At 40.1% G+C, this 26,688-nt stretch carries 23 protein-coding genes, 2 tRNA genes, 3 rRNA genes and 1 pseudogene; 17 read left to right on the top strand and 12 right to left on the bottom strand.

The window, feature by feature from the left end:
* The first annotated feature begins 13 nt into the window (after positions 1-13).
* Positions 14-433, top strand: coding sequence for a F0F1 ATP synthase subunit epsilon (locus tag K6I41_RS18270; protein ID WP_004795288.1), 420 nt, complete (start codon positions 14-16; stop codon positions 431-433).
* Between the two features lie 57 nt (positions 434-490).
* Here the strand turns inward: K6I41_RS18270 and K6I41_RS18265 are convergent, their stop codons facing one another.
* From K6I41_RS18265 to K6I41_RS18250, 4 genes are all read right to left on the bottom strand, one after another.
* Positions 491-1,087 carry a PM1805 family lipoprotein gene (locus K6I41_RS18265; protein WP_250374912.1) on the bottom strand — a complete coding sequence of 199 codons (597 nt, stop codon included), beginning with the start codon at positions 1,085-1,087 and terminating at the stop codon, positions 491-493.
* Between the two features lie 143 nt (positions 1,088-1,230).
* Positions 1,231-1,776: a glutathione peroxidase gene (locus tag K6I41_RS18260; protein ID WP_004795283.1), complete on the bottom strand. Its 546-nt coding sequence runs from the start codon at positions 1,774-1,776 to the stop codon at positions 1,231-1,233.
* Between the two features lie 121 nt (positions 1,777-1,897).
* Positions 1,898-2,662, bottom strand: a complete 765-nt coding sequence (locus K6I41_RS18255; protein ID WP_151767487.1) for an AraC family transcriptional regulator — start codon at positions 2,660-2,662, stop codon at positions 1,898-1,900.
* Between the two features lie 21 nt (positions 2,663-2,683).
* Entirely contained in the window at positions 2,684-3,898 is a 1,215-nt protein-coding gene (locus tag K6I41_RS18250; RefSeq protein WP_250374911.1) for an MFS transporter, read from the bottom strand.
* 135 nt (positions 3,899-4,033) lie between these two features.
* Here K6I41_RS18250 and K6I41_RS18245 point away from each other — a divergent pair, with 135 nt between their 5' ends.
* Together K6I41_RS18245 and K6I41_RS18240 are read left to right on the top strand one after the other, a co-directional pair.
* Entirely contained in the window at positions 4,034-4,687 is a 654-nt protein-coding gene (locus K6I41_RS18245; protein ID WP_250374910.1) for a TetR/AcrR family transcriptional regulator, read from the top strand.
* 106 nt (positions 4,688-4,793) lie between these two features.
* Entirely contained in the window at positions 4,794-5,714 is a 921-nt protein-coding gene (locus K6I41_RS18240) for a DMT family transporter (RefSeq protein ID WP_128825334.1), read from the top strand.
* Between the two features lie 392 nt (positions 5,715-6,106).
* Here K6I41_RS18240 and tsaC read toward each other — a convergent pair whose 3' ends face one another.
* The 3 genes from tsaC to K6I41_RS18225 are packed head-to-tail and all read right to left on the bottom strand — an operon-like array spanning position 6,107 to position 9,034.
* Positions 6,107-6,676 (bottom strand): L-threonylcarbamoyladenylate synthase type 1 TsaC, encoded by a 570-nt coding sequence (tsaC, locus tag K6I41_RS18235; protein WP_250374909.1) that lies wholly within the window; start codon positions 6,674-6,676, stop codon positions 6,107-6,109.
* Between the two features lie 49 nt (positions 6,677-6,725).
* The gene (gene dprA / locus K6I41_RS18230) at positions 6,726-7,859 is read right to left on the bottom strand and encodes a DNA-processing protein DprA (protein WP_250374908.1); all 1,134 of its coding nucleotides are present in this window, start codon (positions 7,857-7,859) and stop codon (positions 6,726-6,728) included.
* Between the two features lie 20 nt (positions 7,860-7,879).
* The gene (locus tag K6I41_RS18225; RefSeq protein WP_250374907.1) at positions 7,880-9,034 is read right to left on the bottom strand and encodes a LysM peptidoglycan-binding domain-containing protein; all 1,155 of its coding nucleotides are present in this window, start codon (positions 9,032-9,034) and stop codon (positions 7,880-7,882) included.
* A 122-nt stretch (positions 9,035-9,156) separates the two neighbouring features.
* Between K6I41_RS18225 and def the strand changes: the two genes are divergently transcribed.
* The 4 genes from def to K6I41_RS18205 all read left to right on the top strand — a co-directional run bounded on the left by def (position 9,157) and on the right by K6I41_RS18205 (position 12,604).
* Entirely contained in the window at positions 9,157-9,687 is a 531-nt protein-coding gene (gene def, locus K6I41_RS18220) for a peptide deformylase (protein WP_004795267.1), read from the top strand.
* A gap of 43 nt (positions 9,688-9,730) precedes the next feature.
* Positions 9,731-10,156: a DUF2946 family protein gene (locus K6I41_RS18215; RefSeq protein WP_192834811.1), complete on the top strand. Its 426-nt coding sequence runs from the start codon at positions 9,731-9,733 to the stop codon at positions 10,154-10,156.
* Positions 10,157-10,228: 72 nt separating this feature from the next.
* Positions 10,229-12,343 (top strand): TonB-dependent copper receptor, encoded by a 2,115-nt coding sequence (locus K6I41_RS18210; RefSeq protein ID WP_250374906.1) that lies wholly within the window; start codon positions 10,229-10,231, stop codon positions 12,341-12,343.
* A gap of 54 nt (positions 12,344-12,397) precedes the next feature.
* Positions 12,398-12,604 carry a hypothetical protein gene (locus tag K6I41_RS18205; RefSeq protein WP_199988163.1) on the top strand — a complete coding sequence of 69 codons (207 nt, stop codon included), beginning with the start codon at positions 12,398-12,400 and terminating at the stop codon, positions 12,602-12,604.
* Between the two features lie 71 nt (positions 12,605-12,675).
* Here K6I41_RS18205 and K6I41_RS18200 read toward each other — a convergent pair whose 3' ends face one another.
* On the bottom strand, positions 12,676-13,887 hold the full coding sequence (locus K6I41_RS18200; protein ID WP_250374905.1) for an oxygenase MpaB family protein: 1,212 nt from the start codon (positions 13,885-13,887) through the stop codon (positions 12,676-12,678).
* 88 nt (positions 13,888-13,975) lie between these two features.
* Here K6I41_RS18200 and K6I41_RS18195 point away from each other — a divergent pair.
* The 8 genes and pseudogenes from K6I41_RS18195 (at position 13,976) to cysK (ending at position 22,368) form a co-directional block, all read left to right on the top strand.
* Positions 13,976-14,546, top strand: a pseudogene (locus K6I41_RS18195) (TetR/AcrR family transcriptional regulator).
* Between the two features lie 519 nt (positions 14,547-15,065).
* A 16S ribosomal RNA gene (locus K6I41_RS18190) occupies positions 15,066-16,603 on the top strand.
* Positions 16,604-16,662: 59 nt separating this feature from the next.
* Positions 16,663-16,739, top strand: a tRNA-Ile gene (locus tag K6I41_RS18185).
* Positions 16,740-16,794: 55 nt separating this feature from the next.
* Positions 16,795-16,870 (top strand) — tRNA-Ala (locus K6I41_RS18180).
* Positions 16,871-17,222: 352 nt separating this feature from the next.
* A 23S ribosomal RNA gene (locus tag K6I41_RS18175) occupies positions 17,223-20,115 on the top strand.
* A gap of 179 nt (positions 20,116-20,294) precedes the next feature.
* Positions 20,295-20,409 (top strand): 5S ribosomal RNA (gene rrf / locus K6I41_RS18170).
* Together the 16S, 23S and 5S rRNA genes with 2 tRNA genes alongside form the textbook arrangement of a ribosomal RNA operon.
* A gap of 142 nt (positions 20,410-20,551) precedes the next feature.
* Positions 20,552-21,094: a GNAT family N-acetyltransferase gene (locus K6I41_RS18165; RefSeq protein WP_250374904.1), complete on the top strand. Its 543-nt coding sequence runs from the start codon at positions 20,552-20,554 to the stop codon at positions 21,092-21,094.
* 275 nt (positions 21,095-21,369) lie between these two features.
* Positions 21,370-22,368, top strand: coding sequence for a cysteine synthase A (gene cysK / locus K6I41_RS18160; RefSeq protein WP_250374903.1), 999 nt, complete (start codon positions 21,370-21,372; stop codon positions 22,366-22,368).
* Between the two features lie 52 nt (positions 22,369-22,420).
* Here cysK and K6I41_RS18155 read toward each other — a convergent pair whose 3' ends face one another.
* The 4 genes from K6I41_RS18155 to K6I41_RS18140 all read right to left on the bottom strand — a co-directional run bounded on the left by K6I41_RS18155 (position 22,421) and on the right by K6I41_RS18140 (position 24,608).
* Positions 22,421-23,029, bottom strand: coding sequence for a lytic transglycosylase domain-containing protein (locus K6I41_RS18155; protein ID WP_111855775.1), 609 nt, complete (start codon positions 23,027-23,029; stop codon positions 22,421-22,423).
* 291 nt (positions 23,030-23,320) lie between these two features.
* The gene (locus tag K6I41_RS18150) at positions 23,321-23,533 is read right to left on the bottom strand and encodes a DUF2798 domain-containing protein (RefSeq protein ID WP_250374902.1); all 213 of its coding nucleotides are present in this window, start codon (positions 23,531-23,533) and stop codon (positions 23,321-23,323) included.
* A gap of 4 nt (positions 23,534-23,537) precedes the next feature.
* Complete coding sequence (locus tag K6I41_RS18145; protein WP_250374901.1) at positions 23,538-24,104, bottom strand: flavodoxin family protein; 567 nt, start codon at positions 24,102-24,104, stop codon at positions 23,538-23,540.
* 18 nt (positions 24,105-24,122) lie between these two features.
* The gene (locus K6I41_RS18140) at positions 24,123-24,608 is read right to left on the bottom strand and encodes a DUF2938 domain-containing protein (RefSeq protein WP_250374900.1); all 486 of its coding nucleotides are present in this window, start codon (positions 24,606-24,608) and stop codon (positions 24,123-24,125) included.
* Positions 24,609-24,689: 81 nt separating this feature from the next.
* Between K6I41_RS18140 and K6I41_RS18135 the strand changes: the two genes are divergently transcribed.
* Together K6I41_RS18135 and K6I41_RS18130 are read left to right on the top strand one after the other, a co-directional pair.
* Entirely contained in the window at positions 24,690-25,094 is a 405-nt protein-coding gene (locus K6I41_RS18135) for a helix-turn-helix domain-containing protein (protein WP_005301469.1), read from the top strand.
* A gap of 150 nt (positions 25,095-25,244) precedes the next feature.
* Complete coding sequence (locus K6I41_RS18130; RefSeq protein ID WP_250374899.1) at positions 25,245-26,504, top strand: esterase-like activity of phytase family protein; 1,260 nt, start codon at positions 25,245-25,247, stop codon at positions 26,502-26,504.
* Positions 26,505-26,688 lie beyond the last annotated feature (184 nt).

Raw genomic sequence — 26,688 nt, 5'->3', positions numbered from 1 at the left:
AGGAGATCATCTCATGGCGACTATGCAATGTGATGTCGTAAGTGTTAAAGAGTCTATTTACTCTGGCGCAGTGACGATGTTAATCGCGAAAGGTGCTGGTGGTGAGCTTGGTATTTTACCAGGACACGCTCCACTCGTAACCTTGCTTCAACCGGGCCCGATTCGTGTTCAGTTGGAAAATGGTACAGAAGAAATCGTCTATGTATCTGGCGGTGTTTTAGAAGTTCAACCTCATGTTGTAACGGTTCTTGCAGATACTGCAATCCGTGCAGACAATTTGGATGAAGCTGCAATTTTAGAAGCACGTAAAAATGCTGAACAATTGCTTGCGAACCAAAAGAGTGATTTGGACTCAGCTGCTGCTTTGGCATCTCTATCAGAGATCTCAGGCCAGCTTGAAACAATCCGTAAAATCAAAAACCGCGCTCAATAAGACGCGGTTCGAGATTGAAAAAGCCACCGTAAGGTGGCTTTTTTTATAAGTTAATTTTTAAGATTCAGTTTTTGAATCTGATTTTTCATCTCCAGCCATAATCATGGCAGCAAGCTTCACCATATCCATTTGAATAGTATTTAGCTGTTTTTCAATTTGGTCAAAATTGATTTGATCTAATTTCCCATTTAATAACGGCATACTAAGAGCTTGTTGATTGGCATGTAGTAAACTTTGGCGAATATTCTCAATTTCCTGACTTTTGATATCTAAGGTGAGAAGAGCTTGATTTAAACCTTGTAATTGCTGTTTTAAAGTTGAAACAGTTGCTTTTAATTCACTTTGATTCTTATCTTGGATGGCTTGTTCAACGTTAAGTTGAGTGTCTTTAAGTTGTTCAACATAATCTCCAGCTTTAAGCTGTAAATTAGCAGCATCTCGGACCATATAAAAAATATTGCCGCTTTTGAGTTCAGTTTTGCTAGGAGCAATATCTGATTCTTGTCGTTGAATAGCTTGATCCGATGCCTGTTCACTTATTTCAGTATTTTCTTGTTCAGTAGCATGATCTCGTGCTTGATCACACCCGAGTAAAAGCATGCCTGAGGCAAAAATTACAAAAGGAAGAAATGCACCCTGTAAAACTTTTTTCATAACTACAAACAACATCAAATAAAGCAAATAGGTACTATAGGCATAAAATATGGAGAAAGATTGTATTTTTGCAAACAAACAACACTTTGAGCAGATAATAAAAAAGAGCATATAAAACGCTCTTTTTCACGTTTTTAAAAACGTTATTTTGCTAACTCTGCTTCAACTGCTTTAACAATTTGTTCATCATCAGCAGTTAGGTTTGGAGCAAAACGAGCCACTACTTCGCCATTTTTATTAATTAAGAATTTTTCGAAGTTCCATAAAACTTCTGGAGCTGGATTAGTTGGAATACCTAAGCCTTCTAAGCGCTCACGGAAAGGTCCTTCACCAGTACGTTCTGGTTGAGCTGATGTCAAAGTTGCATACAGTGGATGCTTATCTTCACCTGCAACAGATACTTTAGAAAATAAAGGGAAGTGAACATCGTAATTTAATGAACAGAATTGCTGAATTTCTTCATCAGAACCTGGTTCTTGTTCCTTAAAGTTGTTTGCAGGGAAACCTAAAATTTCAAGACCTTGATCTTTCTTGGCTTGATAAAGCTTTTCTAAGCCTTCGTATTGTGGAGTTAAACCACATTTAGAAGCAGTATTTACAATAAGTAAAACTTTACCTTTATATTGTTCGAGGTCAACCGTTTCACCTGAAATGGCTTTTACTGGAATGTGATATACAGATTGTGTCATGAGTCTTTCCTAAAGATTGTAATTGATATCAAGTAACGCATTTGTTTTAACTGCTATTGATGGGCAGTGCAATAATATTCGTGTTCAAAAAAGAAAAAGTTTTTAAAAGTTAAACTTAATTTTAGTTATTTCTAATTTGTATAGGCGTTTGCCCTGTATAGCGTTTAAAAAACTCGATAAAACTTGAGCTATGTTGGTAACCTAAATCGTATGCTAAACGCTTAATGGATGTCCCTTGGCGGATCTGATGAATGGCATAAACAATTTTGGCTCGATTACGCCATTCCGACAACGAAAGCTGAAGCTCTTGTTGACTTAAACGTAATAAGTGACGATCACTGACCGAGAAATTTTGTAGCAACTGTTGTAAAGAGTGATCAAAAAGTAATGGGTCTGAGAGTTTTTCTAGTATAGGCAATAAAACAGGATGTCGCGTTTGCGGTAAATAATGTGAATATGCAGGAGCTTGTTTAAGTTGATCGAATAAAACTTGTAAAAGATGTTCTAAATATTCAGGTTTTCCAGTTTGTTTTTGCTGTTCGAGAATTTGTAAAACTAAGGTTCGAAAGAAAGGCTGAATACTAAAGCATTTACAGACGTCACCTAAAATAGAACAGAGGCTAGGGTGTAATCGAATACAGATATAGTGAATTTCATGGTCGATGTGAGTAGATTGATGAACTGTTTGAGGAGGAATCCAAAGCCCATAGCTTGGAGGAGATAAGTAGATTTGTTCCTCTACTTGCATTTCCAAAATGCCATTCAAACTGAAATTAAAATCTCCCCAGAGGGATGCATGAGGACGAACAATATCTTCTTTTTGGTATAGAAATTCATGAACTTCTATACTGTTCAATAAAGAAAATTGTTGGTCCTCATTTTTCATTTAGGTGCTCTGACTTATATTTTAATTTTCACAAGTAGCTTTAGGATTATTTAAACCTTTTGCTAAGGTAAATGTACTTAGTAATGCTAGGGCAACAAAACTTAATACGCCATAAATTAAAGTATTTTCATTGAAATGATCAACTACATATCCACCTAATAATGAACCTGTCGCAATCATCACTTGAAACATACCTACAAAAAGTGGCATACCCTTTTCAACTGCATTTGGTGCATGTACAAACATCCAGATATTTGCTGAGGTAGGGAAAGCGCCAAATGCGAAGCCCCATAAAGCTGTTAAGACAATAGCACCAAATTCATGAATGGCAAAAAGTGGGAATCCAAAAAATACAATTGCAAAACAAGCACTAACAAAGGCAAGTGTATATCGGACATTTAAATTGCCGCTATATCCGGCGAATGCATTTCCGAAAATACCTGCAATTCCATAGAGTAATAGTAATGAACTAATTGTTGTGCCGTTGAATCCTGCAATATTTTTGAAGAAAGGTGCTAAATAGCTATAGGCACAAAAATGAGCAAGTCCAATCAGTAAAACAATCAACATCCCGCTACGTGCTTTAGGGGTGCGTAATAGTGCTGGCAAATCTCTTATGTGAATTGCGGAGTCTGGAACAAGTTTAGGTAAAAAGATTAATTGTAAGATTAAAACAATTAACCCAATTCCTGCTGTAATTCCAAAAGCGCTGCGCCAACCATAAAATTCACTTAACCATGTTCCAATCGGAACACCTAAAACTGTCGCAAAAGTTACACCAGCCATCACTACAGCTGTTGCTTTAGCAATAGGAAGATGCGAGGGAGCTAATTTCCCACTTAAAGCAATTGCTGTCGCCCAGAAGCCCCCAATCGAAATACCTAAAATTAAGCGACTGAGTAATAAAATATGGAAGTTTTCTGCAAACGCAGTAATGGTATTAGCAATAACCATAATAGCTGTCAGCAAGATAAGCACATAACGCCGATCAAGTTGTTTCACAGATACAGGTAATAGAGGGGCGGCAATTGCTGCCATAATGCCGGGTACAGTAATAATAAGACCAGCTGTACCTACAGAAATATTTAAATCAGCTGCAACGCTATTTAAAACACCGACTGGTAAAAATTCACTTGTTACTAATGCAAATGCTGCAATAGCAACGGCCAAAATGGCAAACCAGCTCCCTTGAGGGGAGGTCGTGGGTCGCGCTTTAGAAATAGAAGATTGGTCCATAATAAATCCTTACTTGGCTTAATCTGGAGTGAAGAAATGCAATTTTATAATTAACTAACGATCATTATGAAAATAAAATAGTTGATAAAAAAACGGACGTCAATTAATTTAATAACGATTGTTATAAAAATAGATGTGATCTTTATGACAAATAGGCATGAAACAGATCTTGCTGTTAACGAAGACACGCTGAAAAAGAAGCGTGGACGCCCTAAATGCTTTGATGAGCAGCAAGTGTTAGAGAAAGCAATGTTACTTTTTTGGGAACATGGCTATGAAGCAACGTCTATTAGTGACTTAACGCAGGCTTTAGAAATTACAGCACCGAGTTTATACAGTACTTTTGGTGATAAGGCAGGCTTGTTTTATAAGAGTATTGATTACTACTTAGCTCATGAAGCATGTCCTATAGAAACAATTTTTTTAGAAGCAAAAACAGCAAAAATTGCTTTTGAATTATATCTTTATGACAATGTAAAAAGATTGGTTCAACCTAATAAGCCAGCTGGTTGTATGTTGGTGGTTGCAGCTATGAATTGTTCTGATGCAACGCAAGACGTACAGCAAAATTTATTAGATAAGAGAATAAAGACCAAAGAAAAGTTATTAAAACGTCTTGAACAGGGGGTAGAACAGGGTGATTTAGTTGCTGATGCACCTCTTCAAGAAATGACAGATTTCTATGCCACAGTTATTCAAGGGCTGACGATTCAAGCGAGAGATGGCGCGAGTACCGAGCAACTACACAAAGTGGTAGAGCATGCCATGAAAGCTTGGGCATTATTTTAAAAAAATTAGTAATGTCCTAAGTTCAATATCAATGTCGGAAATGCGATATTTCAATTTATTTAGACATTCTCCAAAATAAAATCTCTTTTGTAGATGGTGTATTACTATGAGTCAGGTCATGAAATATCACAAATGGGCATTTATTTTCCCCATTTTGGCAGTACTGATTTGGTCTTTAAATATTGTAGTCACCCGCTATGTCTCAGATTATATTTCTCCTGTCAGCATTAGTTTTTATCGGTGGTTAATCGCTTTTATTATTTTAACGCCGTTTATGCTCTTACCTGTTTGGAGACAAAGACGATTATTAATACCATATTTACCTAAGCTGGCTGTGTTAAGTGCATTTGGGATGGTGCTTTATCAAGGACTTGCTTATACGGCTGCCCATTATACCAGTGCAACCAATATGGGAATTGTGAATGCATTTATTCCTATCTTTACGATCTTTGTTTCGCTTGCGATTTTAAAAGATGTGCCTAATCGATTTGCAGTTTTTGGCAGTATTTTATCTTTCGCAGGTTTGCTATATGTCATGTCCCAAGGGAATATTAGCCACTTATTAAGTGGAGGCGGGCATCTTGGTGATGCATTGATGATTATTGCCGTATTCTTCTATGCATTTTATGGGGTTTTCCTTAAAAAATGGCAGCTTCCACTTCCAATCATGACAAGCTTATATGTTCAGATTGGATTCTCTGTAATATTTCATCTGCCTTTAATTTTTTGGTTTGGACTAGATGCTTTAAATGCACAAAACGCGCCAAGTGCTATTTATGCAGGTGTATTCGCCTCACTTATTGCACCATTAGTTTGGATGTTAGCTGTTCAACAACTCGGCCCTAATAGAACAAGTATTTTTATGAACTTGGTTCCTGTTTTTACAGCAGTTATTGCAAGCATTTGGTTGTCTGAGCAATGGACCATCTATCACACAATAGGTGGGATTGTTATCTTAATTGGTATCATTATGGCTCAGAAAAAAGTCAGTCCTAAAAAGAGCAGCTTAATGCAAGAGCAAAACTAAAGTCGTTAAAAAAACTATGGCATATTTTTAAAAAAACTAATGAAAATATGCCATTTTTTTTCTTAGTTAAAGTTTTTCTATATGATTTATAAATAGTTTATAAGAATAGATTGAAATATAAATATTAAAAAAGCCGAGTAAAAATATTAATATAATTTTAATTTATAAGCGAAAATTCGTAAATTCCCTACACTTTTCATGCTTTTTTTAGAGAAATAATATATTTCTCTCATTTGATCTCTTACTACATAATAGCGACCACTACGAAAGACGTGCTTTTTTTGCAAATTATCTTTCGTTGCAGAGATATCCAAACCCTCTGGATGCGGTATATACCCATCCTTTTTTATGCTCAGTTATCCCTATATAACTGAGCTTTTTTTTGTCTGAAATTAGGCGCGAATAATCTCTCCAGTGAGAGCATTAATAATTCTACTTGGTTGCTGACTTTGGCCTAAGTCGCCATTGAGATAGTTTAATTGTGAACCAAAGTATTGGCAGGCATCTTGTAGTGAATGAGCAGGTTCTTGCCCACTTTGGTTAGCACTCGTCGAGACAATAAAACCATGAAAAGCATTGCATAATGCCACACACAAAGGATGTGTGGTGACTCGAACAGCAACAAGTGGATGTTCACCTTTAATCCATGAAGGAATATGTTCGCCAGCAGGTAATAGCCAAGTTGTGGCTCTTTCTGAAGGTTGATGATTCGTCCAACAATCAATAATTTCTTGTTGGGTTGGTTGAGGTAGCGAAGTTAGTAGGTGCTCAACTTGGCTAATATGACCTGCTAATAAAATCACTCCTTTTTCAATAGGCCTTTGCTTTAACTCAAGAATCTTTTGAAAAGCTTGTTCGTTAAAAGGGTCGCAACCTAACCCCCAAACTGCCTCAGTTGGATATGCCAAAACTTGACCTTGTTGTAAACATTCGGCTGCTTCGGTAACTGAGGTGGTAATCATGGTAATACTCTTCCTTTCAATCAAACAGAATTGCTATTGTGCTCCAGCACTAAGAGCGACAACGTAAATACAGCCCTGATTGTTGCATACATAAACCAAGTAGTTCTAGTTCCATGAGTGAAGAGGTGAGTTCTGCCACAGGTTGAGAGTGGTGTATGACAAGCTGATCAATATTTTGTCCGACCCAGTCTAAAGACTGATAAAGGTTAATCAAATGTTCAGGAATTTCTGGGGCACAAGAAACCACGACCTCTTCAGTTGAGTTTTGTTGCTGACTTTGCCATTGAGTAGGTAAAGCAAGATCTTCAATAATCTGCTCAGGATGATCAACTAAAATGGCTCCTTCACGAATAAGTTGATGGCAACCCTGATGAAACTCACTGTAAATATGACCAGGAATGGCAAATACGGTTTTACCTTGCTCAGCAGCTTTGTTCGCAGTAATGAGAGAACCACTTTTTAAAGTAGCTTCTACCACTAACACACCTAAACTCAGACCACTGACAATTCGGTTCCTACGAGGAAAATGTTGCTGTAATGGTGGCGTACCCGGCAAAAACTCAGTAATGATGGCGCCGTTTTGAGCCAAGATCTGTTCTGCAAGTTTTTTATTTTGAGCAGGGTAGGTACTGTCTAAACCGGTCCCTGTCACAGCAATCGTACGTTGATGTGCTGAAGCTCCTTGGTGTGCAGCTTCGTCAATCCCATATGCCAAACCACTACTTACATAAAATCCTTTTTCACTTAAGTAATAGGCAAAATCATAAGCAACCTGACGACCATGCCGGCTTGGTTTTCGACTACCTACAATCGCAATTTGTGGTTGTAACAAAGCTTGCGCTTGGCCTTTTCCAAATATGATGGGTGGATGGTCTGTATAAGGTAGTAATTGCGTAGGATAGCCAAGGTCTTCTGACGTTAAAATAAAGTCGGTATATTGCTGGATCTGCTCAATTAGTTTTTCAAACTGAGCTTGACCCTGAGCAGTTTGAAATTCATCTACGCGTTTTAAATGATTAGCATGTAACCCGAGATTGCGCCATTGAGATAACCCAGCAGGTTGGATTGCCTTTTCACAGCTACCAAAATAATTGACAATTTTTTTGAAGCTAACTAAGGAGTGTTGCACCAAATACCACACTTTAAGCGTGTGGTAATGGTGTGAAGAAAGTTGAGTAAGCATTGTAAAGGGTATATCCAGCGTTAATCATCAAAACGAGGTGGCTGAATACTTGAACCAACTTTAATAGGTAGGTCACTTTCTAATACGTAGGCATAGCTAAGCTGATCAAAGGTTCTGAAAACCATCAGACTACCAATCTGTTGGCCAGGCAACTGTATTGGTTCTTTGGTTTTAGGGTCTCGAATGGTTTCACCTTTTTGAGTAATATCAAAAACTTGTCCTACTTGAATCCCTTGTGCTGTGCCTCGGTCCAAAGTCACCACACTATTTTTTGCAGCGCTGCCAATTGAACCCATTACACGAATGATCTTGCCAGCATCTGTAACTTGAGTGGCGTTTACCGGATAAAATAAAGTAGGTAATGTTGCTTCTTCTTCCGGCATAACCCGATCACCACGGCGTACTTCGGAATCGTAGCTATCCGTTAACTCAAGTGTTGTTATGTCTTTTTCAGAAGAGATCGCAATCCCTGAGGCAACTTGTTGCAGTTCAATACCTAGACTATGCTTTTTACCTTTACTGTCTGTGAAATAATAAGGTTCACCTTCACGGTAGACTGCATAACGTTGACCATTAACTAAACCTTGTCCACGCGCATAAATGGTTTGGCCTCTTGCGGCAAGCACGCGTTGATCAGCAGTTCCTACTACATAAGGAGTGTGTTCAATTGCATCGGCTGGCAAAATTGTGCTGTGTTCTAACCACTGTTTGATATGTTCAAGTGGAATAACTGGCACATTGTCGTTAAGTGACTCCACACGAACTTGAGGTTGCAAATTTGTCATTTGGCCTGTGTAGCGACGAATAATGCCAACGCAACCATCTCCCTCATCTTTACCGATCAATGGTCGACCCGCCAAACTGCATAACAACAATCGGTCACCAGGATAAATCCAGTGTGGATTTTTGACATGTTGATTATTTGCCCAGATTTCTGGCCAGCGCCAAGGTTTACTTAGGAAATGACCGGAAATATCCCACAGCGTATCTCCGCGTTTTACAACGTAGACATGTGGTGCATTACTTTTTAGAGAGGGTGGATTATGGTTTGGACTAGCAGCCTGAACCTCTGCTACTGTACCCATTGCAACCCCTGTAAAAAGTGCGAAAGCAAGTAAATGCTTTTTTATCCCCAAAGCATGAAATTCAACCATGCCGTTAAAAACCTTTTTCATTATGATAATTCCTAAAAATTATGCGTGCAGATGCGTTATAATAGGCGGCTAACACACAATTTTTCGATGAAGTATTTCCTTCATTTGGTTTTTCAATCAATGGCATAAGTGAGGACGTCAGTATGGCCTTATTACCTATTTTAAGTTTTCCTGATCCCCGTCTTCGTACCATTGCTAAGCCTGTTGAAGAAGTTACTGATGAAATTCGTCAACTTGCAGCAGATATGCTTGAAACCATGTATGCCGCACCTGGTATTGGTTTAGCAGCTTCACAAGTAGATCGTCATATTCAGTTAATCGTTATAGATTTATCTGAAGCTAAAGATGAACCCTTGGTTTTTATTAACCCCAAAATCACTCCACTGACAGAAGATAAGCAGCAGTACGAAGAAGGCTGCTTATCGGTGCCACAAATATACGACAAAGTTGAGCGCCCGTCACGTGTGAAAATTGAGGCAATTAACCTTGAAGGTCAAGCATTTGAGATAGAAGCTGATGGACTTCTCGCTGTTTGTATCCAACATGAAATGGATCACTTAAATGGCAAATTATTTGTGGATTATTTGTCGCCACTTAAACGTCAGCGTGCTCGAGAAAAAGTCGAAAAAGTTGTTCGTCAACGTGAGCGTGAAAAAGTTGCAGTAAAACGTTAAAAATTTCTATTCTTGAAACATTAATATAGTGTGGATGTGATTTTTGGTTTTTCGTAGTGGGTTACTGCTTGCATGTGCAGCAGTATTTTTACAGGTTGCGGTATTTCTACAGCCGCTATTACCGAAGCAATATCAAATTGCTCCGGTCTGTGAAACTATTACTCGTGCTTTGCTTAAACCCAAAGCACAGATGGAAACCATGTCACATACCATGCATTCACATCATGAACATCATATTGAACAGGCACAAGCTTCTGGGCAACATGATCATCATGATGCAAATCACCAGTGTCAATATTGTACCGTCTATGCCAATCTGGTTTTACCACCTGAGTTTGGTGTAAAAGAAGTTTTAGTCCGCATACAAGTCCGCTTAATTGCCTATCAACAAGCATTTCGACATGTTTACTTTGCGCTACAGCGACTTTTCCTACTCCCGCAAGGGCGCGCACCGCCTCTATTTGCATAAATAAAAGCAATTTTTTGTTGGGGTCTTAACTGACTTCAATATCACTTTATTTATGTTTTAGAGCGTATAAAAATGCCACATTCTAAATTCTTATTACAACCTCTATGGGTTGCGATGCTTGCTGTCTCTCATTCAGGCCTAGTTTTTGCTGATTCAGAAAGAAATGATGTTGATACCAAAACACTTCACTCATTAGCACCTATTGTTGTTACAGCACAACAAGGTAACGATGCAAATGGTCTGATTGTACATGCAGATCCAAAGCAGCCAATTCAGCCAGTACCTGCTACAGATGGGGCAGACTATCTACAAAGTATTATGGGTTTTAACTCAATACAAAGCGGTGGAACAAATGGTGATGTGACCTTCCGAGGCATGTTTGGTTCACGCATCAAAATTTTGACAGATGGAACAGAAAACCTTGGTGCATGTCCAAACCGTATGGATGCTCCAACTTCTTATATTTCACCAGAAAGTTATGATCGTATTTCTGTCATTAAAGGTCCGCAAACTGTTCAATATGCCAATACAGGTTCTGCTGCAACAGTGCTTTTTGAACGTCAGCCTGAGAAACTTACCTCTGAAAAACCTTATCGTGGACAAGCGAGTGTCTTATTAGGTTCCTATGGGCGTATTGATCATAATGTTGAAGCAGCAATTGGTGATGAAAAGAAATATATTCGTTTAAATGCCAACCGTTCAGAGTCTAATAGTTATCAAGATGGTGATGGCAATACCGTGCCTTCAGCATGGAAAAAGTGGAATGCTGATGTAGCACTTGGTTTCACCCCAGATGAAGACACATGGATTGAACTCACGGGTGGGAAATCTGATGGTGAATCGCTTTATGCTGGGCGTTCAATGGATGGTTCTCAGTTTGCGCGTGAAAGCTTAGGTCTGCGGTTCGAAAAGAAAAATATCACTGATGTCATTAAGAAAATTGAAGGGCAGGTGAACTACAGCTATAACGACCATATTATGGATAATTTTAGCTTACGTACTCCGCCATTAGTTGAAATGAATCATGGTGGTATGACCATGCTGATGCCGAACGCGATGGCAATGCAGGTAACGCGCCGTACACTAAACTCGCGCTTAGCCATGACTTCTGAATGGAATAAGTGGAGTTTGATTACAGGTGTAGATTCTCAATTCAATAAACATGGCGGTAGCATGTCATCGCCAAATATGCCTTCTATGAATGTTCCATATCGTCAAGATATGCGTTTTCAATCATACGGTGCTTTTGGTGAGCTTGGTTATCAATGGAACGATCTCAACAAACTGGTCACAGGTGTGCGTTTAGATCGAGTCACAGTTGAAGATGAACGAGCCGACTCTCAAGCACAAGGCTTTAACACCAAACTTGAAAAGACTTTACCAAGTGCATTTGTACGCTGGGAAAACCAACATCCTGAGCATGACCTAAAAAGCTATATCGGTTTAGGTTATGTAGAGCGTATGCCTGATTATTGGGAGCTTTTCTCGCCTAAACACGGTAATGCTGGCTCAACCAATACATTTAACGGTGTAAATCCTGAAAAAACATTACAGTTGGATATGGGCTTCCAGCAGCAACATGGTGCTTTAAATACATGGGCTTCTGCTTATGCAGGCTTAGTAGATGACTACATTTTAATGAGTTACCACCATCATCCAAGTATGGGAATGGATGGGCATGACATGAGTCATGATATTACTGCGGGCGCTAAAAATGTCGATGCAACCATCGCAGGCGCGGAAGCTGGTATTGGATATCAATTTACCGATCATATTCAGGCAGATTTGAGTGCGATGTATGCATGGGGTAAAAACACAACAGATGACAAACCGCTACCTCAAATTTCACCTTTAGAAGGTCGTTTAAATATCCGCTATGTGGCTGACAAATATAATTTAGGTCTGTTGTGGCGAGCTGTTGCTGAGCAAAACCGTGTGAGTCTACATCAAGGTAACATCGTGGGGTATGACCTCAAACCAAGTAAAGGTTTTTCAACTCTTTCTTTAAACGGAAGTTACAACCTTCGTAAAGATATTGATGTCTCTGTTGGTGTCGATAACGTATTAGATAAAACCTATACCGAACACTTAAACAAAGCGGGTAGTGCAGGTTTTGGATTTGCGAGTGAAGAGCAATTCAACAATATCGGAAGAAATTACTGGGTTCGTATGAGCATGAAGTTTTAATAAGCTATAGCGAATGAAATGAACTGAAAATATTAATTGAATGAGAGAAATGAAATGACAAATAAATTATCGCCTGAACAATCGTGGTGGGGATGGAAGTCACTTATTGTGGCTTGTATCTTGAGTCTATTGTTTATGATTATTTTTTACTTGGCGATCAACAATGAGCCTGACTACATGCCAAGTCAAAAAAATAAGCAAATGGTGGAAACACCTGAGCAAATGAATCACGCTGAAATGCATAGTTCATCAGCTCAATAAGTGTCTTGATATTTGAAAAAGGAAGTCTGGTTAACAGGCTTCCTTTTGTTATTTTTAGGTTTTAAAAATTATTAATGCATACTTGCTAAGGTTTTTGCCTTACCTTGATTCTGATAAAGCGTTAAGCCAAGCTTTTGTATATTGCGCCCTGATTTGGATAAAAATTTTTCAACTTTTGGTGAAAGCTTCGCACCACTATAAAGTAGTGAATTGCGCACAATCAAATAATAAGCAAACCATGAAGCAGACTGCTGAGGCAATCCAAGTAGTTTCATTCTTTTCTTACCAATAAAAAATTGGGTAAGTTCTAAATGTTGGCGGTAAGCAAGCTTCTGCTGCAAAGAGCGTAAATGCAGATATTTTCTCTCAAAAGGCTCTTTAGATAAGCTTGAACCTAGTTCAACACTGCTGTGATCAGAGCGAGGGTGAGCAAACTGCATCCAATAAAGTAACCGCCAACCTTCGGATTCAGATTGAATAAGCCATTTTTCATCAATACCCATTAACCAGCCAACATAACGCCAAAAATGTAAAAAACTCTTAGCTTCTTGTTTCGTTGGCCATACACCTAAAGCTCTAATACCAAGTAAAACCACACTGCTAAAAGCTAAATTAGTCATTGCTAAATCAAATTGATTAAGAGGGATTCCCCAAATTTCACTATCCCAACGATCAGACTTTTTTAATTGTCGGCGAACAAGTGCATGAATAAAGCGAACATAAATCGTTGACGTGAAACCTGAGTTTAAATGAGAAAGCCCCTGAGGTTCAGTAATATCAACCCACCATTTTGTAGTCTCTGCTAAGCGAGTACCCGCCTGTTTCTTTAATGCGCCCGTTAAAATTAGAGGCTGATTAAATCCCGGATATAAGTATCCTGCCATTAAAGATAAATCTCTAAGGATAAAACCATTATTTACTCCTAAACGATGAGTAAATTTAACAGCCTCATCAATTTGGCGCTGGTCTAACCATTCGGGCTTTTGTTCCATGTAATTAAAGAAATTTTCTAACTCAGTAGGTAGCGGCTCAGATAGGTCATCGCGGCCTTGAAATAATATCTTCTCAAAAATCATTCGGTGATCTTTGGGGTTTTGCATAACCCAATCAATCACCTTATCCATTTCAACGTCCCCTTCACAAAGAGCACGTTGTAAAGACACATATTCCGTATAGTTTGGTTGAGCTGGTTTTTCGCAACAGATATTTAAAAACTGAGTAAAGAAATTACTGTCTTGCATGTCATTAAAAGAAGCAAGTCGAGTTGGGCTAATCGTTTGCATATCGTTACTTACTTATTGAACTGAATAATAAATAGGCTAATATGAATAATTATTCGCATTCAATTCGCATTTAACGAATAACTAACTGATGAGAAAAGCTCCACAGCAACAGCGTTCAAAAATTATTGTTGACCATATTTTAGAGGCGACACAGCACTGTATTGCCCAATATGGCTTACTACATACTACAACTCCTAAAATTGCAGAGAAATCTGGAGTAAGTGTAGGTTCGATTTACCAATACTTTGAGAATAAAGATCAAATCGTTGAAGAACTATTACGCCGTAAAAGTGAACTATTAGGACATCAACTTAAAGAGCTAGTTATGCAGCAAGGAAATATTCCTTTAGACCTGCTCATCCCCTTGGCGATAGAGCTAGGGTTTAATGCATTAAAAGCCGATCATGGATTTTTTATAGAAGTGCTGAAACATTGGCATGACTATAGCCATTCGCAAGCTGCTCAGATTTTAGAAAAGCATTTTTTTGAAGTCGGGCTATATACATTTAGTAGAAATCCTCATCAGTGGGACTTCGAACAGGTGAAGCATAAATCCTTTGTAATTATTAATAGTACGCTTTTTACGATGATGCGATATGTGAGTCAGAATAATTTTCTTATATCAGAACAACAACTTAAGCGCGAATTGTCGAGCATGATCTTGGCTTATTTAGGTCAAAAATAAATAATTAAAATAATTACTTATATAAAACAATAGGTTAAATTGTTTGTTGATTTAAAAGTGAACGCTCAAGTCATGAGTTTCTAATTTTCGCTTGCAAAGGGATATTAATCCTCTATAATGCACATCCATCGGCGGTGATGCAGATAAGAACTTGTTGAAAAACAGTTACTTGGAATTAGATTGGTTACTTTAAGTGATGAATTTGATGAGAAGTTGGTTTTGAGATTAAGTTTTAAAAATATCGAAATTACCTGTTGACTTTTAAGAGATTAAGAGTAATATAGCCGACCTAGCTTGCTGGTGACGAACCAGGAAGAAGATCATTAAGAGAATTGAAGAACAACTTGTGTGGATTTTTACTGATTGATTGATCGAAATATTATCATTGATTGATTGGTTTAAATTACTCGAAGTTTATTTGAGCGAAATTTAAGTCAGAAAATTGATGAGCCAGAATTGGCACCTTGTCTTTAATAAGGTGCAAAATGATTTTTAACTGAAGAGTTTGATCATGGCTCAGATTGAACGCTGGCGGCAGGCTTAACACATGCAAGTCGAGCGGGGTGATGGTGCTTGCACTATCACTTAGCGGCGGACGGGTGAGTAATGCTTAGGAATCTGCCTATTAGTGGGGGACAACATTTCGAAAGGAATGCTAATACCGCATACGTCCTACGGGAGAAAGCAGGGGATCTTCGGACCTTGCGCTAATAGATGAGCCTAAGTCGGATTAGCTAGTTGGTGGGGTAAAGGCCTACCAAGGCGACGATCTGTAGCGGGTCTGAGAGGATGATCCGCCACACTGGGACTGAGACACGGCCCAGACTCCTACGGGAGGCAGCAGTGGGGAATATTGGACAATGGGCGGAAGCCTGATCCAGCCATGCCGCGTGTGTGAAGAAGGCCTTATGGTTGTAAAGCACTTTAAGCGAGGAGGAGGCTACTCTAGTTAATACCTAGGGATAGTGGACGTTACTCGCAGAATAAGCACCGGCTAACTCTGTGCCAGCAGCCGCGGTAATACAGAGGGTGCAAGCGTTAATCGGATTTACTGGGCGTAAAGCGCGCGTAGGCGGCTAATTAAGTCAAATGTGAAATCCCCGAGCTTAACTTGGGAATTGCATTCGATACTGGTTAGCTAGAGTGTGGGAGAGGATGGTAGAATTCCAGGTGTAGCGGTGAAATGCGTAGAGATCTGGAGGAATACCGATGGCGAAGGCAGCCATCTGGCCTAACACTGACGCTGAGGTGCGAAAGCATGGGGAGCAAACAGGATTAGATACCCTGGTAGTCCATGCCGTAAACGATGTCTACTAGCCGTTGGGGCCTTTGAGGCTTTAGTGGCGCAGCTAACGCGATAAGTAGACCGCCTGGGGAGTACGGTCGCAAGACTAAAACTCAAATGAATTGACGGGGGCCCGCACAAGCGGTGGAGCATGTGGTTTAATTCGATGCAACGCGAAGAACCTTACCTGGCCTTGACATAGTAAGAACTTTCCAGAGATGGATTGGTGCCTTCGGGAACTTACATACAGGTGCTGCATGGCTGTCGTCAGCTCGTGTCGTGAGATGTTGGGTTAAGTCCCGCAACGAGCGCAACCCTTTTCCTTATTTGCCAGCGAGTAATGTCGGGAACTTTAAGGATACTGCCAGTGACAAACTGGAGGAAGGCGGGGACGACGTCAAGTCATCATGGCCCTTACGGCCAGGGCTACACACGTGCTACAATGGTCGGTACAAAGGGTTGCTACCTAGCGATAGGATGCTAATCTCAAAAAGCCGATCGTAGTCCGGATTGGAGTCTGCAACTCGACTCCATGAAGTCGGAATCGCTAGTAATCGCGGATCAGAATGCCGCGGTGAATACGTTCCCGGGCCTTGTACACACCGCCCGTCACACCATGGGAGTTTGTTGCACCAGAAGTAGCTAGCCTAACTGCAAAGAGGGCGGTTACCACGGTGTGGCCGATGACTGGGGTGAAGTCGTAACAAGGTAGCCGTAGGGGAACCTGCGGCTGGATCACCTCCTTAACGAAAGATTGACGATTGGTAAGAATCCACAACAAGTTGTTCTTCATAGATGTATCTGAGGGTCTGTAGCTCAGTTGGTTAGAGCACACGCTTGATAAGCGTGGGGTCACAAGTTCAAGTCTTGTCAGACCCACCATGACTTTGACTGGTTGAAGTTATAGATAAAAGATACATGACTGATGATGTAAGCTGGGGACTTAGCTTAGTTGGTAGAGCGCCTGCTTTGCACGCAGGAGGTCAGGAGTTCGACTCTCCTAGTCTCCACCAGAACTTAAGAGAAGTTCGGATTACAGAAATTAGTAAATAGAGATTTAGATCTTGGTTTATTAACTTCTGTGATTTAAGTATCACGGTATTAAGCATGACCTGACGAAGGCGTGTTTATTCATTAACAGATTGGCAAAATTGAGTCTGAAATAAATTGTTCACTCAAGAGTTTAGATTAAGCAATTAATCTAGATGAATTGAGAACTAGCAAATTAACTGAATCAAGCGTTTTGGTATATGAATTTAGATTGAAGCTGTACAGTGTTTAAGTACACGGACAACAGATAGTAGCGATGAAGAATCGCACGGACAACACTCACTTGTAAGTGTTGACGACTGTTTGGGGTTGTATAGTCAAGTAATTAAGTGCATGTGGTGGATGCCTTGGCAGTCAGAGGCGATGAAAGACGTAATAGCCTGCGATAAGCTCCGGGGAGGCGGCAAATATCCTTTGATCCGGAGATTTCTGAATGGGGGAACCCACCTACTTTAAGGTAGGTATTGCAACATGAATACATAGTGTTGCAAGGCGAACGAGGGGAAGTGAAACATCTCAGTACCCTTAGGAAAAGAAATCAATTGAGATTCCCTTAGTAGCGGCGAGCGAACGGGGATCAGCCCATTAAGTTATGTGTGTTTTAGTGGAACGCTCTGGGAAGTGCGAACGTAGAGGGTGATATTCCCGTACACGAAAGGGCACACATAATGATGACGAGTAGGGCGAGGCACGTGAAACCTTGTCTGAATATGGGGGGACCATCCTCCAAGGCTAAATACTCCTGACTGACCGATAGTGAACCAGTACCGTGAGGGAAAGGCGAAAAGAACCCCTGTGAGGGGAGTGAAATAGATCCTGAAACCGCATGCATACAAGCAGTGGGAGCCGACTTGTTCGGTGACTGCGTACCTTTTGTATAATGGGTCAGCGACTTATATTCAGTAGCGAGGTTAACCGTATAGGGGAGCCGTAGAGAAATCGAGTCTTAATAGGGCGTTTAGTTGCTGGGTATAGACCCGAAACCAGGCGATCTATCCATGAGCAGGTTGAAGGTTGGGTAACACTAACTGGAGGACCGAACCCACTGTCGTTGAAAAGCCAGGGGATGACTTGTGGATAGGGGTGAAAGGCTAATCAAGCCTGGTGATAGCTGGTTCTCCCCGAAAGCTATTTAGGTAGCGCCTCGGACGAATACCATAGGGGGTAGAGCACTGTTTCGGCTAGGGGGTCATCCCGACTTACCAAACCGATGCAAACTCCGAATACCTATGAGTACTATCCGGGAGACAGACTGCGGGTGCTAACGTCCGTAGTCAAGAGGAAAACAATCCAGACCGCCAGCTAAGGCCCCAAAATCATAGTTAAGTGGGAAACGATGTGGGAAGGCATAGACAGCTAGGAGGTTGGCTTAGAAGCAGCCACCCTTTAAAGAAAGCGTAATAGCTCACTAGTCGAGTCGGCCTGCGCGGAAGATGTAACGGGGCTAAAACTATGTGCCGAAGCTGCGGATTTGACTTTTAGTCAAGTGGTAGGGGAGCGTTCTGTAAGCCGATGAAGGTGTATTGAGAAGTATGCTGGAGGTATCAGAAGTGCGAATGCTGACGTGAGTAACGACAAAACGGGTGAAAAACCCGTTCGCCGAAAGACCAAGGGTTCCAGTCCAACGTTAATCGGGGCTGGGTGAGTCGACCCCTAAGGCGAGGCCGAAAGGCGTAGTCGATGGGAAATTGGTTAATATTCCAATACTTCTGTGTAATGCGATGAGAGGACGGAGAAGGTTAAGTCAGCCTGGCGTTGGTTGTCCAGGTGGAAGGAAGTAGGCATGCATCTTAGGCAAATCCGGGGTGCTCTATGCTGAGATCTGATAGCAAGCTGTACTTGTACAGCGAAGTGGCTGATACCATGCTTCCAGGAAAAGTCTCTAAGCTTCAGTTACACAGGAATCGTACCCGAAACCGACACAGGTGGTCAGGTCGAGTAGACCAAGGCGCTTGAGAGAACTCTGCTGAAGGAACTAGGCAAAATGGTACCGTAACTTCGGGAGAAGGTACGCTGCTGACGGTGATGACCCTTGCGGTCTGAGCTATTGGCAGCCACAGAAACCAGGCCGCTGCAACTGTTTATTAAAAACATAGCACTCTGCAAACACGAAAGTGGACGTATAGGGTGTGATGCCTGCCCGGTGCTGGAAGGTTAATTGATGGGGTTAGCGTAAGCGAAGCTCTTGATCGAAGCCCCAGTAAACGGCGGCCGTAACTATAACGGTCCTAAGGTAGCGAAATTCCTTGTCGGGTAAGTTCCGACCTGCACGAATGGCATAATGATGGCGGCGCTGTCTCCAGCAGAGGCTCAGTGAAATCGAAATCGCTGTGAAGATGCAGTGTACCCGCGGCTAGACGGAAAGACCCCGTGAACCTTTACTGCAGCTTGACATTGAACTTTGACCTTACTTGTGTAGGATAGGTGGGAGGCTTTGAAGTTGGAACGCTAGTTCCAATGGAGCCGTCCTTGAAATACCACCCTGGTAATGTTGAGGTTCTAACTCTGCCCCGTAATCCGGGGCGAGGACCATGTCTGGTGGGTAGTTTGACTGGGGCGGTCTCCTCCTAAAGAGTAACGGAGGAGTACGAAGGTGCGCTCAGCGTGGTCGGAAATCACGCGTAGAGTATAAAGGCAAAAGCGCGCTTAACTGCGAGACCCACAAGTCGAGCAGGTACGAAAGTAGGTCTTAGTGATCCGGTGGTTCTGTATGGAAGGGCCATCGCTCAACGGATAAAAGGTACTCTGGGGATAACAGGCTGATACCGCCCAAGAGTTCATATCGACGGCGGTGTTTGGCACCTCGATGTCGGCTCATCTCATCCTGGGGCTGAAGCAGGTCCCAAGGGTATGGCTGTTCGCCATTTAAAGAGGTACGCGAGCTGGGTTTAGAACGTCGTGAGACAGTTCGGTCCCTATCTACCGTGGGCGCTGGAAATTTGAGAGGATCTGCTCCTAGTACGAGAGGACCAGAGTGGACGAACCTCTGGTGTACCGGTTGTGACGCCAGTCGCATCGCCGGGTAGCTATGTTCGGAAGGGATAACCGCTGAAAGCATCTAAGCGGGAAGCCTACCTCAAGATAAGATTTCCCTAGGACTTTATGTCCTCTAAAGAGCCGTTCGAGACTAGGACGTTGATAGGTTGGATGTGGAAGCATAGTGATATGTGAAGCTGACCAATACTAATTGCTCGTGAGGCTTGACTATACAACACCCAAGCAGTTGTATATAAAGCATCAATCGATTCATTAATATGCAAAGCAACTTGATTTAGTTATACGCTTAGCTAAAATGAACAAATAAAGTAAGATTCAATCAGCCCATCTGTAAAGATTTGGAAAACGCATCGGCACATTAAGACCAATGCAAGTATCCATACCAGTTGTGCTGGCGACCATAGCAAGAGTGAACCACCTGATCCCTTCCCGAACTCAGAAGTGAAACCTCTTAGCGCTGATGGTAGTGTGGGGTTTCCCATGTGAGAGTAAGTCATCGCCAGCTCATTATTCTAACACCCCGGTCTCGAAAGAAACCGGGGTGTTTACTTATGGGAAATTAAATGAATTGAAGAGTTTTAACTAAAAAATTCATATTATTTTGATATTTGCTTATGATTTAAATAATTAAAATAGAGTTTCTGCCTATGCAGTTTAAAATCATCGCAGCTCATGACCTAAATAAGCAACAACAGCAACAAATCGCTGAGCTGTGTTTTGCTGCCTTTGATGAAGATCCTTGGAGTCAATATACCTTCATGCAAACCGCTGTGCATATAATAGGCATACTGGATGGTAATATTGTGTCACATGCTTTATGGACAGATCGAATTTTCACCTTAAAAGATGGTATTACTGTAAAAACTGCTTACATAGAATATGTGACTACTGATTTCAAAATGCGTGGAAAAGGACTCGCATCTAAATTATTAAAATATTTAACCGATGTTTTAACTACTTTAGGTTATGGACTCGCTGCATTACAGCCTGAAGATGAGACATTCTATAAAAAATTAGATTGGATTTCGTGGGGGGGGGATTTATACATCAAGCAAGATGCTTCAATTTATTTAACAGCTGATTATCAAATTATGCTATTTCCATTGAGCGCTATGCTGAAAGAGCGACTAACTCATAATTTAGAAGACGATACTATTTGTGCCGATTGGAGAGAGGGTGAGCTTTGGTAACTCGCTATATAAAATTTTGGAAAAACCTTACTTTAGTGTGTAACCAGAAGATTAGGGTAGTGTTAATAACGTAAGATATGGATGAGAAAATAAAATAATTTAATCTAATAATTTGATTTTTAAAATAATTTTAAATTTTATTTATTAAAAAGAAATCTATGACAAGGCATATTGTTCACTTGAGAATTCAGGCATTACTTAGCTTTTCTACTTTCCTGTTTACTCTAGAAGCTTATAATGATTCAGAATCATTCCAAATCTAATAAGGATATAACATGTCTACTGATCAGCAATTTCCAACACCCAATAATTTAGGAATAGCAGTTTATCCAAATAATGCAGAAGCTATTGGCAATACTCCTTTAGTTCGCATCAATCGTTTGATTAAAACTGGTACAACCGTATTAGCAAAAGTGGAAAGCCGTAACCCTGCATTTTCTGTGAAATGTCGTATCGGAGCGGCACTAATTGCCGATGCAGAAAAGCGTGGTGTGCTAAAAGAAGGCATGCATATTATTGAACCAACCAGTGGTAATACTGGTATTGCATTGGCTTTTGTTGCAGCTGCTAAGGGTTATCCAATTACCTTAACTATGCCTGTAAGTATGAGTCTTGAGCGTAGAAAAGTATTAAAAGCTCTCGGTGCCAATTTGGTTTTAACTGAACCAGCGAAAGGGATGAAAGGTGCAGTTGATGAAGCGGTACGATTAGCAGCTGAACAGCCAGATGTTTATTTCTTACCTCAGCAATTTGAAAACCCAGCGAATCCACAAATCCATGTAGATACAACTGGTCCTGAAATTTGGCAAGCAACAGATGGACAAGTCGATATTCTGATTGCTGGCGTAGGTACTGGCGGCACAATTACTGGTATTTCTCGTTATTTCGAACAAGTTCAAAATAAACCTTTGTATTCTGTAGCTGTTGAGCCTGCTGAGTCTCCAATTATTACTCAAACTAGAAATGGAGAGGACATTACACCTGCGCCGCATAAAATTCAGGGAATTGGTGCGAATTTTATTCCAAAGAATCTTGATTTAGATCTTGTGGATGAAGTCTTACCAGTGACTAGCGAAGAAGCAATTCAGTGGGCAAGAAACTGTGCAACCCAAGAAGGTATTCTAGTGGGTATTTCAAGTGGCGCAGCTTTGGCTGCGGCGGCAAAAATTGCAGAACGCCCTGAAAATGCCGGTAAAACTATTGTTGTTATTCTGCCAGATAGTGGGGAGCGTTATTTATCTTCTGTTCTGTTTGACGGTTTATTTGACGAATAAAATTAATTGTATAAAAAAGCCCATCTATTGATGGGCTTTTATTTAAGCTTATTTATAAAGCACTTTTTAAAGCTTTTTGATGACGTTTAACAGATCGAGCATATTTTTTAGCTTTGTGCCGTGTCCAGAAACTTCGCTCATATCCAGTTGGGCCAACATTATAATAAGCCGTAGCCTTAAACCAACTATCCGCTGACTGGTAATAGTGATTTAAGATATAAGCACCACATTGAATATTTGTAGATTCATCATACAAATTACCAGCACAAGTTTGTTGCCAATAGCTGGGAATAATTTGAGTTAAACCTACTGCACCCGTAGGCGAGAGGGCATTAGTATTGTAACTTGATTCTTGTCTTATGACCGCGGCAAGTAAAAGAGGGGGCACATTATATTGGTCAGCACTTTGAATAATAATCGGAGATAACCGATTCGCTGTGCTTTGTGGAACAGAATAAGCTTTTTGTAGACCAGACGAGAGCTTATTTGAACGCCATGAAAATGAACCACTATTCGGGCCTAAGCTTGTACACCCAGTCATTATTGTCATTAAAGCAATTACGAAAAATTTGAGACTCAAAATATTTATTTGAGTCGGTTTAAAATAATTGTTAGATAAAGATGAGGTAAGCAAAATACAAAACCGATAATCAAATTTCAAATGAAATCATGGTATTCAGCTGTAATTAATCGATCAATATAAGTTCTGTTGCTCAGCACAAGCAAATAGTGAGAATTTTGTATAATTAAAATGAAAGAACCCCGACTTCCTGTCGAGGTTCTTTCGTATTCAGCTTATGTAGCTAACTCCTGTCAACTACCGCTTCCTGCGTTCTTATTCTTCTTCAATGAGACATCCTGTCTCTCTATGTTTCATATATTATGAAAAAATACTAAAGACGAATATCCGCAAATCACCGCAAGTTTTGTACGTTTTAACTTACAGATCAACTTACTTAAATACGATGTCGACAAGTTTCTGGGCTATAGGCGCACAAATCAATACACTTAGAAAAGCCAATATCCATGCAATAATCCAAGCCGATACCCACAATGAAAGGAAATGATGATTTAGTCCCACTACTTTAAAAGTTGAAATACCTGAAACTATAAAAGACATCATTCCTGATAAAATGAAGAGGAATAAAAGCTTCTGTGCTTTCATGGTCTTATATTCCTTGATAAGCATTTAAGGTCAATGCAAAATTTTCTCCAAATTGTTGGGCAGTTTTAATATCTCCTTCATCAAACCTATCGGCATTACTGCCATGTTCAGCCTGAGCCATTAAGCCTGACCATGAGCCTAGACGATTGGCTGCTTGAGTATAAGGAATACCTTGATGTTGCTCAGGCATAATCGGGTTGCCGACCCATAACATGCCGTGTTGCATGCAAAAGGTAAAAAGTGAAATTAGTGTCGATTGTTTATCACCTGCGGGAAGGGAAGATACAGTAAAGCCAGCCGCTAGTTTTCCTTTAAAGCTCTGTTTTTTCCATAATGGCCCCGTCACATCCATGAGTTGTTTTAACTTGGAAGATACACCACCTAAATAAGTGGGGGATCCCCAAATTAAGCCATCATATTGAATTAGGGTTTCTGGGTTTTCGACAAGATGTTCAGCATTGAGTAAATCTACTTCGATATTTTCTTGGCTTAAGATGCCCGTTTGAATTTGCTGAGCAATAAATTGGGTGTGGCCTTGGCGACTATAGTAAATAATGGCAATGGTTTTCATGAGTAGTTTCCTCTTTATTTAAATTTGAAATAATTTTGCAGTGAGATATAAGCCATAACCAAAAACACTATGGTTCATCAAACTTTTTAGACAGTTCAAAAAAGGATGAGGTGTGTTTGATGAAGCAAAACCACTACCCATGGCGGGTTGCATAATAAAAAAAGGAATGAGAACGGTGACTACACCAAAAAGAAGTGCTGAATAAAACTGAGGATGGCTCATCCAAGTTGAGCCAACAATTAAAAGAAAGCTCAATGCAAAGATCAGCCCGACACTATAGTGAGCGACCCAACCTAATAAATATTCACCCTTAATTTGAGGGCTTTTTGCAATAGATTGATGGATGAATTTCCGTTTAAATATCCAGCCCACCCAGCGTCCGAGAAAGGAGAAATTTAAGGTCGGAATTTTGAATATCTTTAATATTAACAGCCAGATATCCATCATAATTGTTGCGCCAATGCCGAGGCATAAAGCCTGAAAGAACAATGTGGAGAGATTCATTTTGAAACCTTGCTTTTATACGTCTGAAACGTGATAAATTTATTGTGCAAGTTAAAGTTCACTTGAAGTCAAGAGGTTGCTATGGATATTGGTGAAGTCGCTAAAGAGGCAAAAGTCACAACCGCTACACTACGTTTTTATGAAGAGAAAGGATTAATTAAATCGATAGGGCGGCAAGGTTTACGTCGGCAGTATGGGAAACAAGTGCTTGATCAATTGGCACTCATTGCTTTAGGTCGTGCCGCAGGTTTTTCTTTAAATGAAATCGCAACAATGTTTGGACAAGATGGTAAGCCAGAGCTTGATCGGCAAAAACTAAAAGATAAAGCTGAACAGCTAGAGCACATGGCAAAGCGATTACATTTTATCAGCCAAGGATTAGAGCATGCTGCTGTATGTCCTGCTGAAAATCATATGGAATGTCCAACTTTCCAAAAATTTTTAAAAGCAGCAATTGCTGGAGAATATCAGCCAACAAAACTTTAATCAGTTTTTAGCGAAGAGGCTGAATTTTTAAGGTTCTATTAAATAGTTAGTCTTGTCATATTTTCGCCATAAAGATTTCATCTTTTTGAAGTAAAAACTTCATATAAGCTTGATTAAATTTGCTTAATTTTTTACCAACTGTATAAAACTATGAGCAAAAAAACTTTAGTCGCATTATTATGCTGTGCCAGTTTAGGATTGACGGCATGTAATGATGATAACGATCAAGAACAAACTTCACCTAATGAAAAAGTTACTGAACCGACCTTAATTTCTTTTGCCAAATTACCTGTAGAAACTTATGCAGCTGGCCCAGACTCTGGGGCATATGTGAAAGGCGCAAATGGAATTTATCCTCCATTTAAGGGTCAACCTGTACAAGGCTTTTCTGCTGCATTAAAAAATGAAGATGGTAGCTATATGGCAATGGCTGATAATGGTTTTGGGACTCAAGATAATTCAGCAGATTTTTTACTTCGTATTTATAAACTAAAGCCTGATTTCAAAACTAAAGCTAAAGGCACGGGTCAAGTAACTGTGCAAAGCTTTATCCAGCTGCGTGATCCGAACAAATTAATTCCATTTAATATCGTGAATGGTGATACAGCTGAGCGTTTATTAACCGGTGCTGATTTTGACCCAGAATCAATGCAACGTACTAATGATGGGACTTACTGGATTGGCGATGAATTTGGACCTTATTTACTTCATTTTTCAGCGGATGGTGTGTTATTAGATGCACCGATTGCTCTACCAAATCCGTTAAACCCAACTCAGGAGTTACGTTCACCACAAAATCAGTTTAATAAAGCACAAATTAATTTTGTAGAGCCTTTGGTTCAGCAAAGTGGTGGTTTTGAAGGAATGGCAATTTCACCAGACGGGCAGTATCTTTACCCTCTTATAGAAAAGCCAATTAAATCAATTCGGGAAACGGAAAGACAACTGCTGATTTCTCAATTCGATATTAAGAAAAAAGCGTATACAGGGAAATATTATTGGTTCCAATTAGATAGCAAGGCAACCAATATTGGTGACTTCCAACTCTTTAATGATAAAGAAGGCATAATTATTGAACGTGATGCGACTCAGAATAATTTAGGCGGATATAAAAAGTTAATCCGTATTAAATTGAATGAGTCAGGTCAGCTAGTAAGCCGTGAAGATTTAGTTGATTTAATTAAAATTGCTAACCCGAATATGTTGTATGGCACAGCTAGAGCAGGAGATATTGGGACGGGACAGGTTTTTGCTTTCCCGTTTGAAACCATTGAAGATGTGGTTATTGAAAATGGCACAACGCTCACGGTACTAAATGACAATAACTTCCCTGGTTCGACAGGACGTAATGTAAAATTGGCTGATGATAATGAAATTATTCAGATTCGTTTGCCAAAAGCTTTGTTCTAAGCTCTATAAATAAAAATTAAAACTGCGGCGGATTTTGTTCCGCCGCATTTATTCGCAGAATAAAATATTGAGTAAAGTTTAATCAAATTAATTTCTATATTGTTGTTTTCGCATGTTTTATAAACAGGGAAAATGAATGAAATTCATGTTAAAATGATCGGCTTTCATCTTTAGATGTCTCTCC

The sequence above is a fragment of the Acinetobacter sp. AS23 genome, assembly GCF_023612055.1.
Lineage (GTDB): Bacteria > Pseudomonadota > Gammaproteobacteria > Pseudomonadales > Moraxellaceae > Acinetobacter > Acinetobacter oleivorans.
The sequence above is the reverse complement of the archived record's forward strand: the minus strand, read 5'-3'. Positions and strand labels throughout refer to the sequence as shown.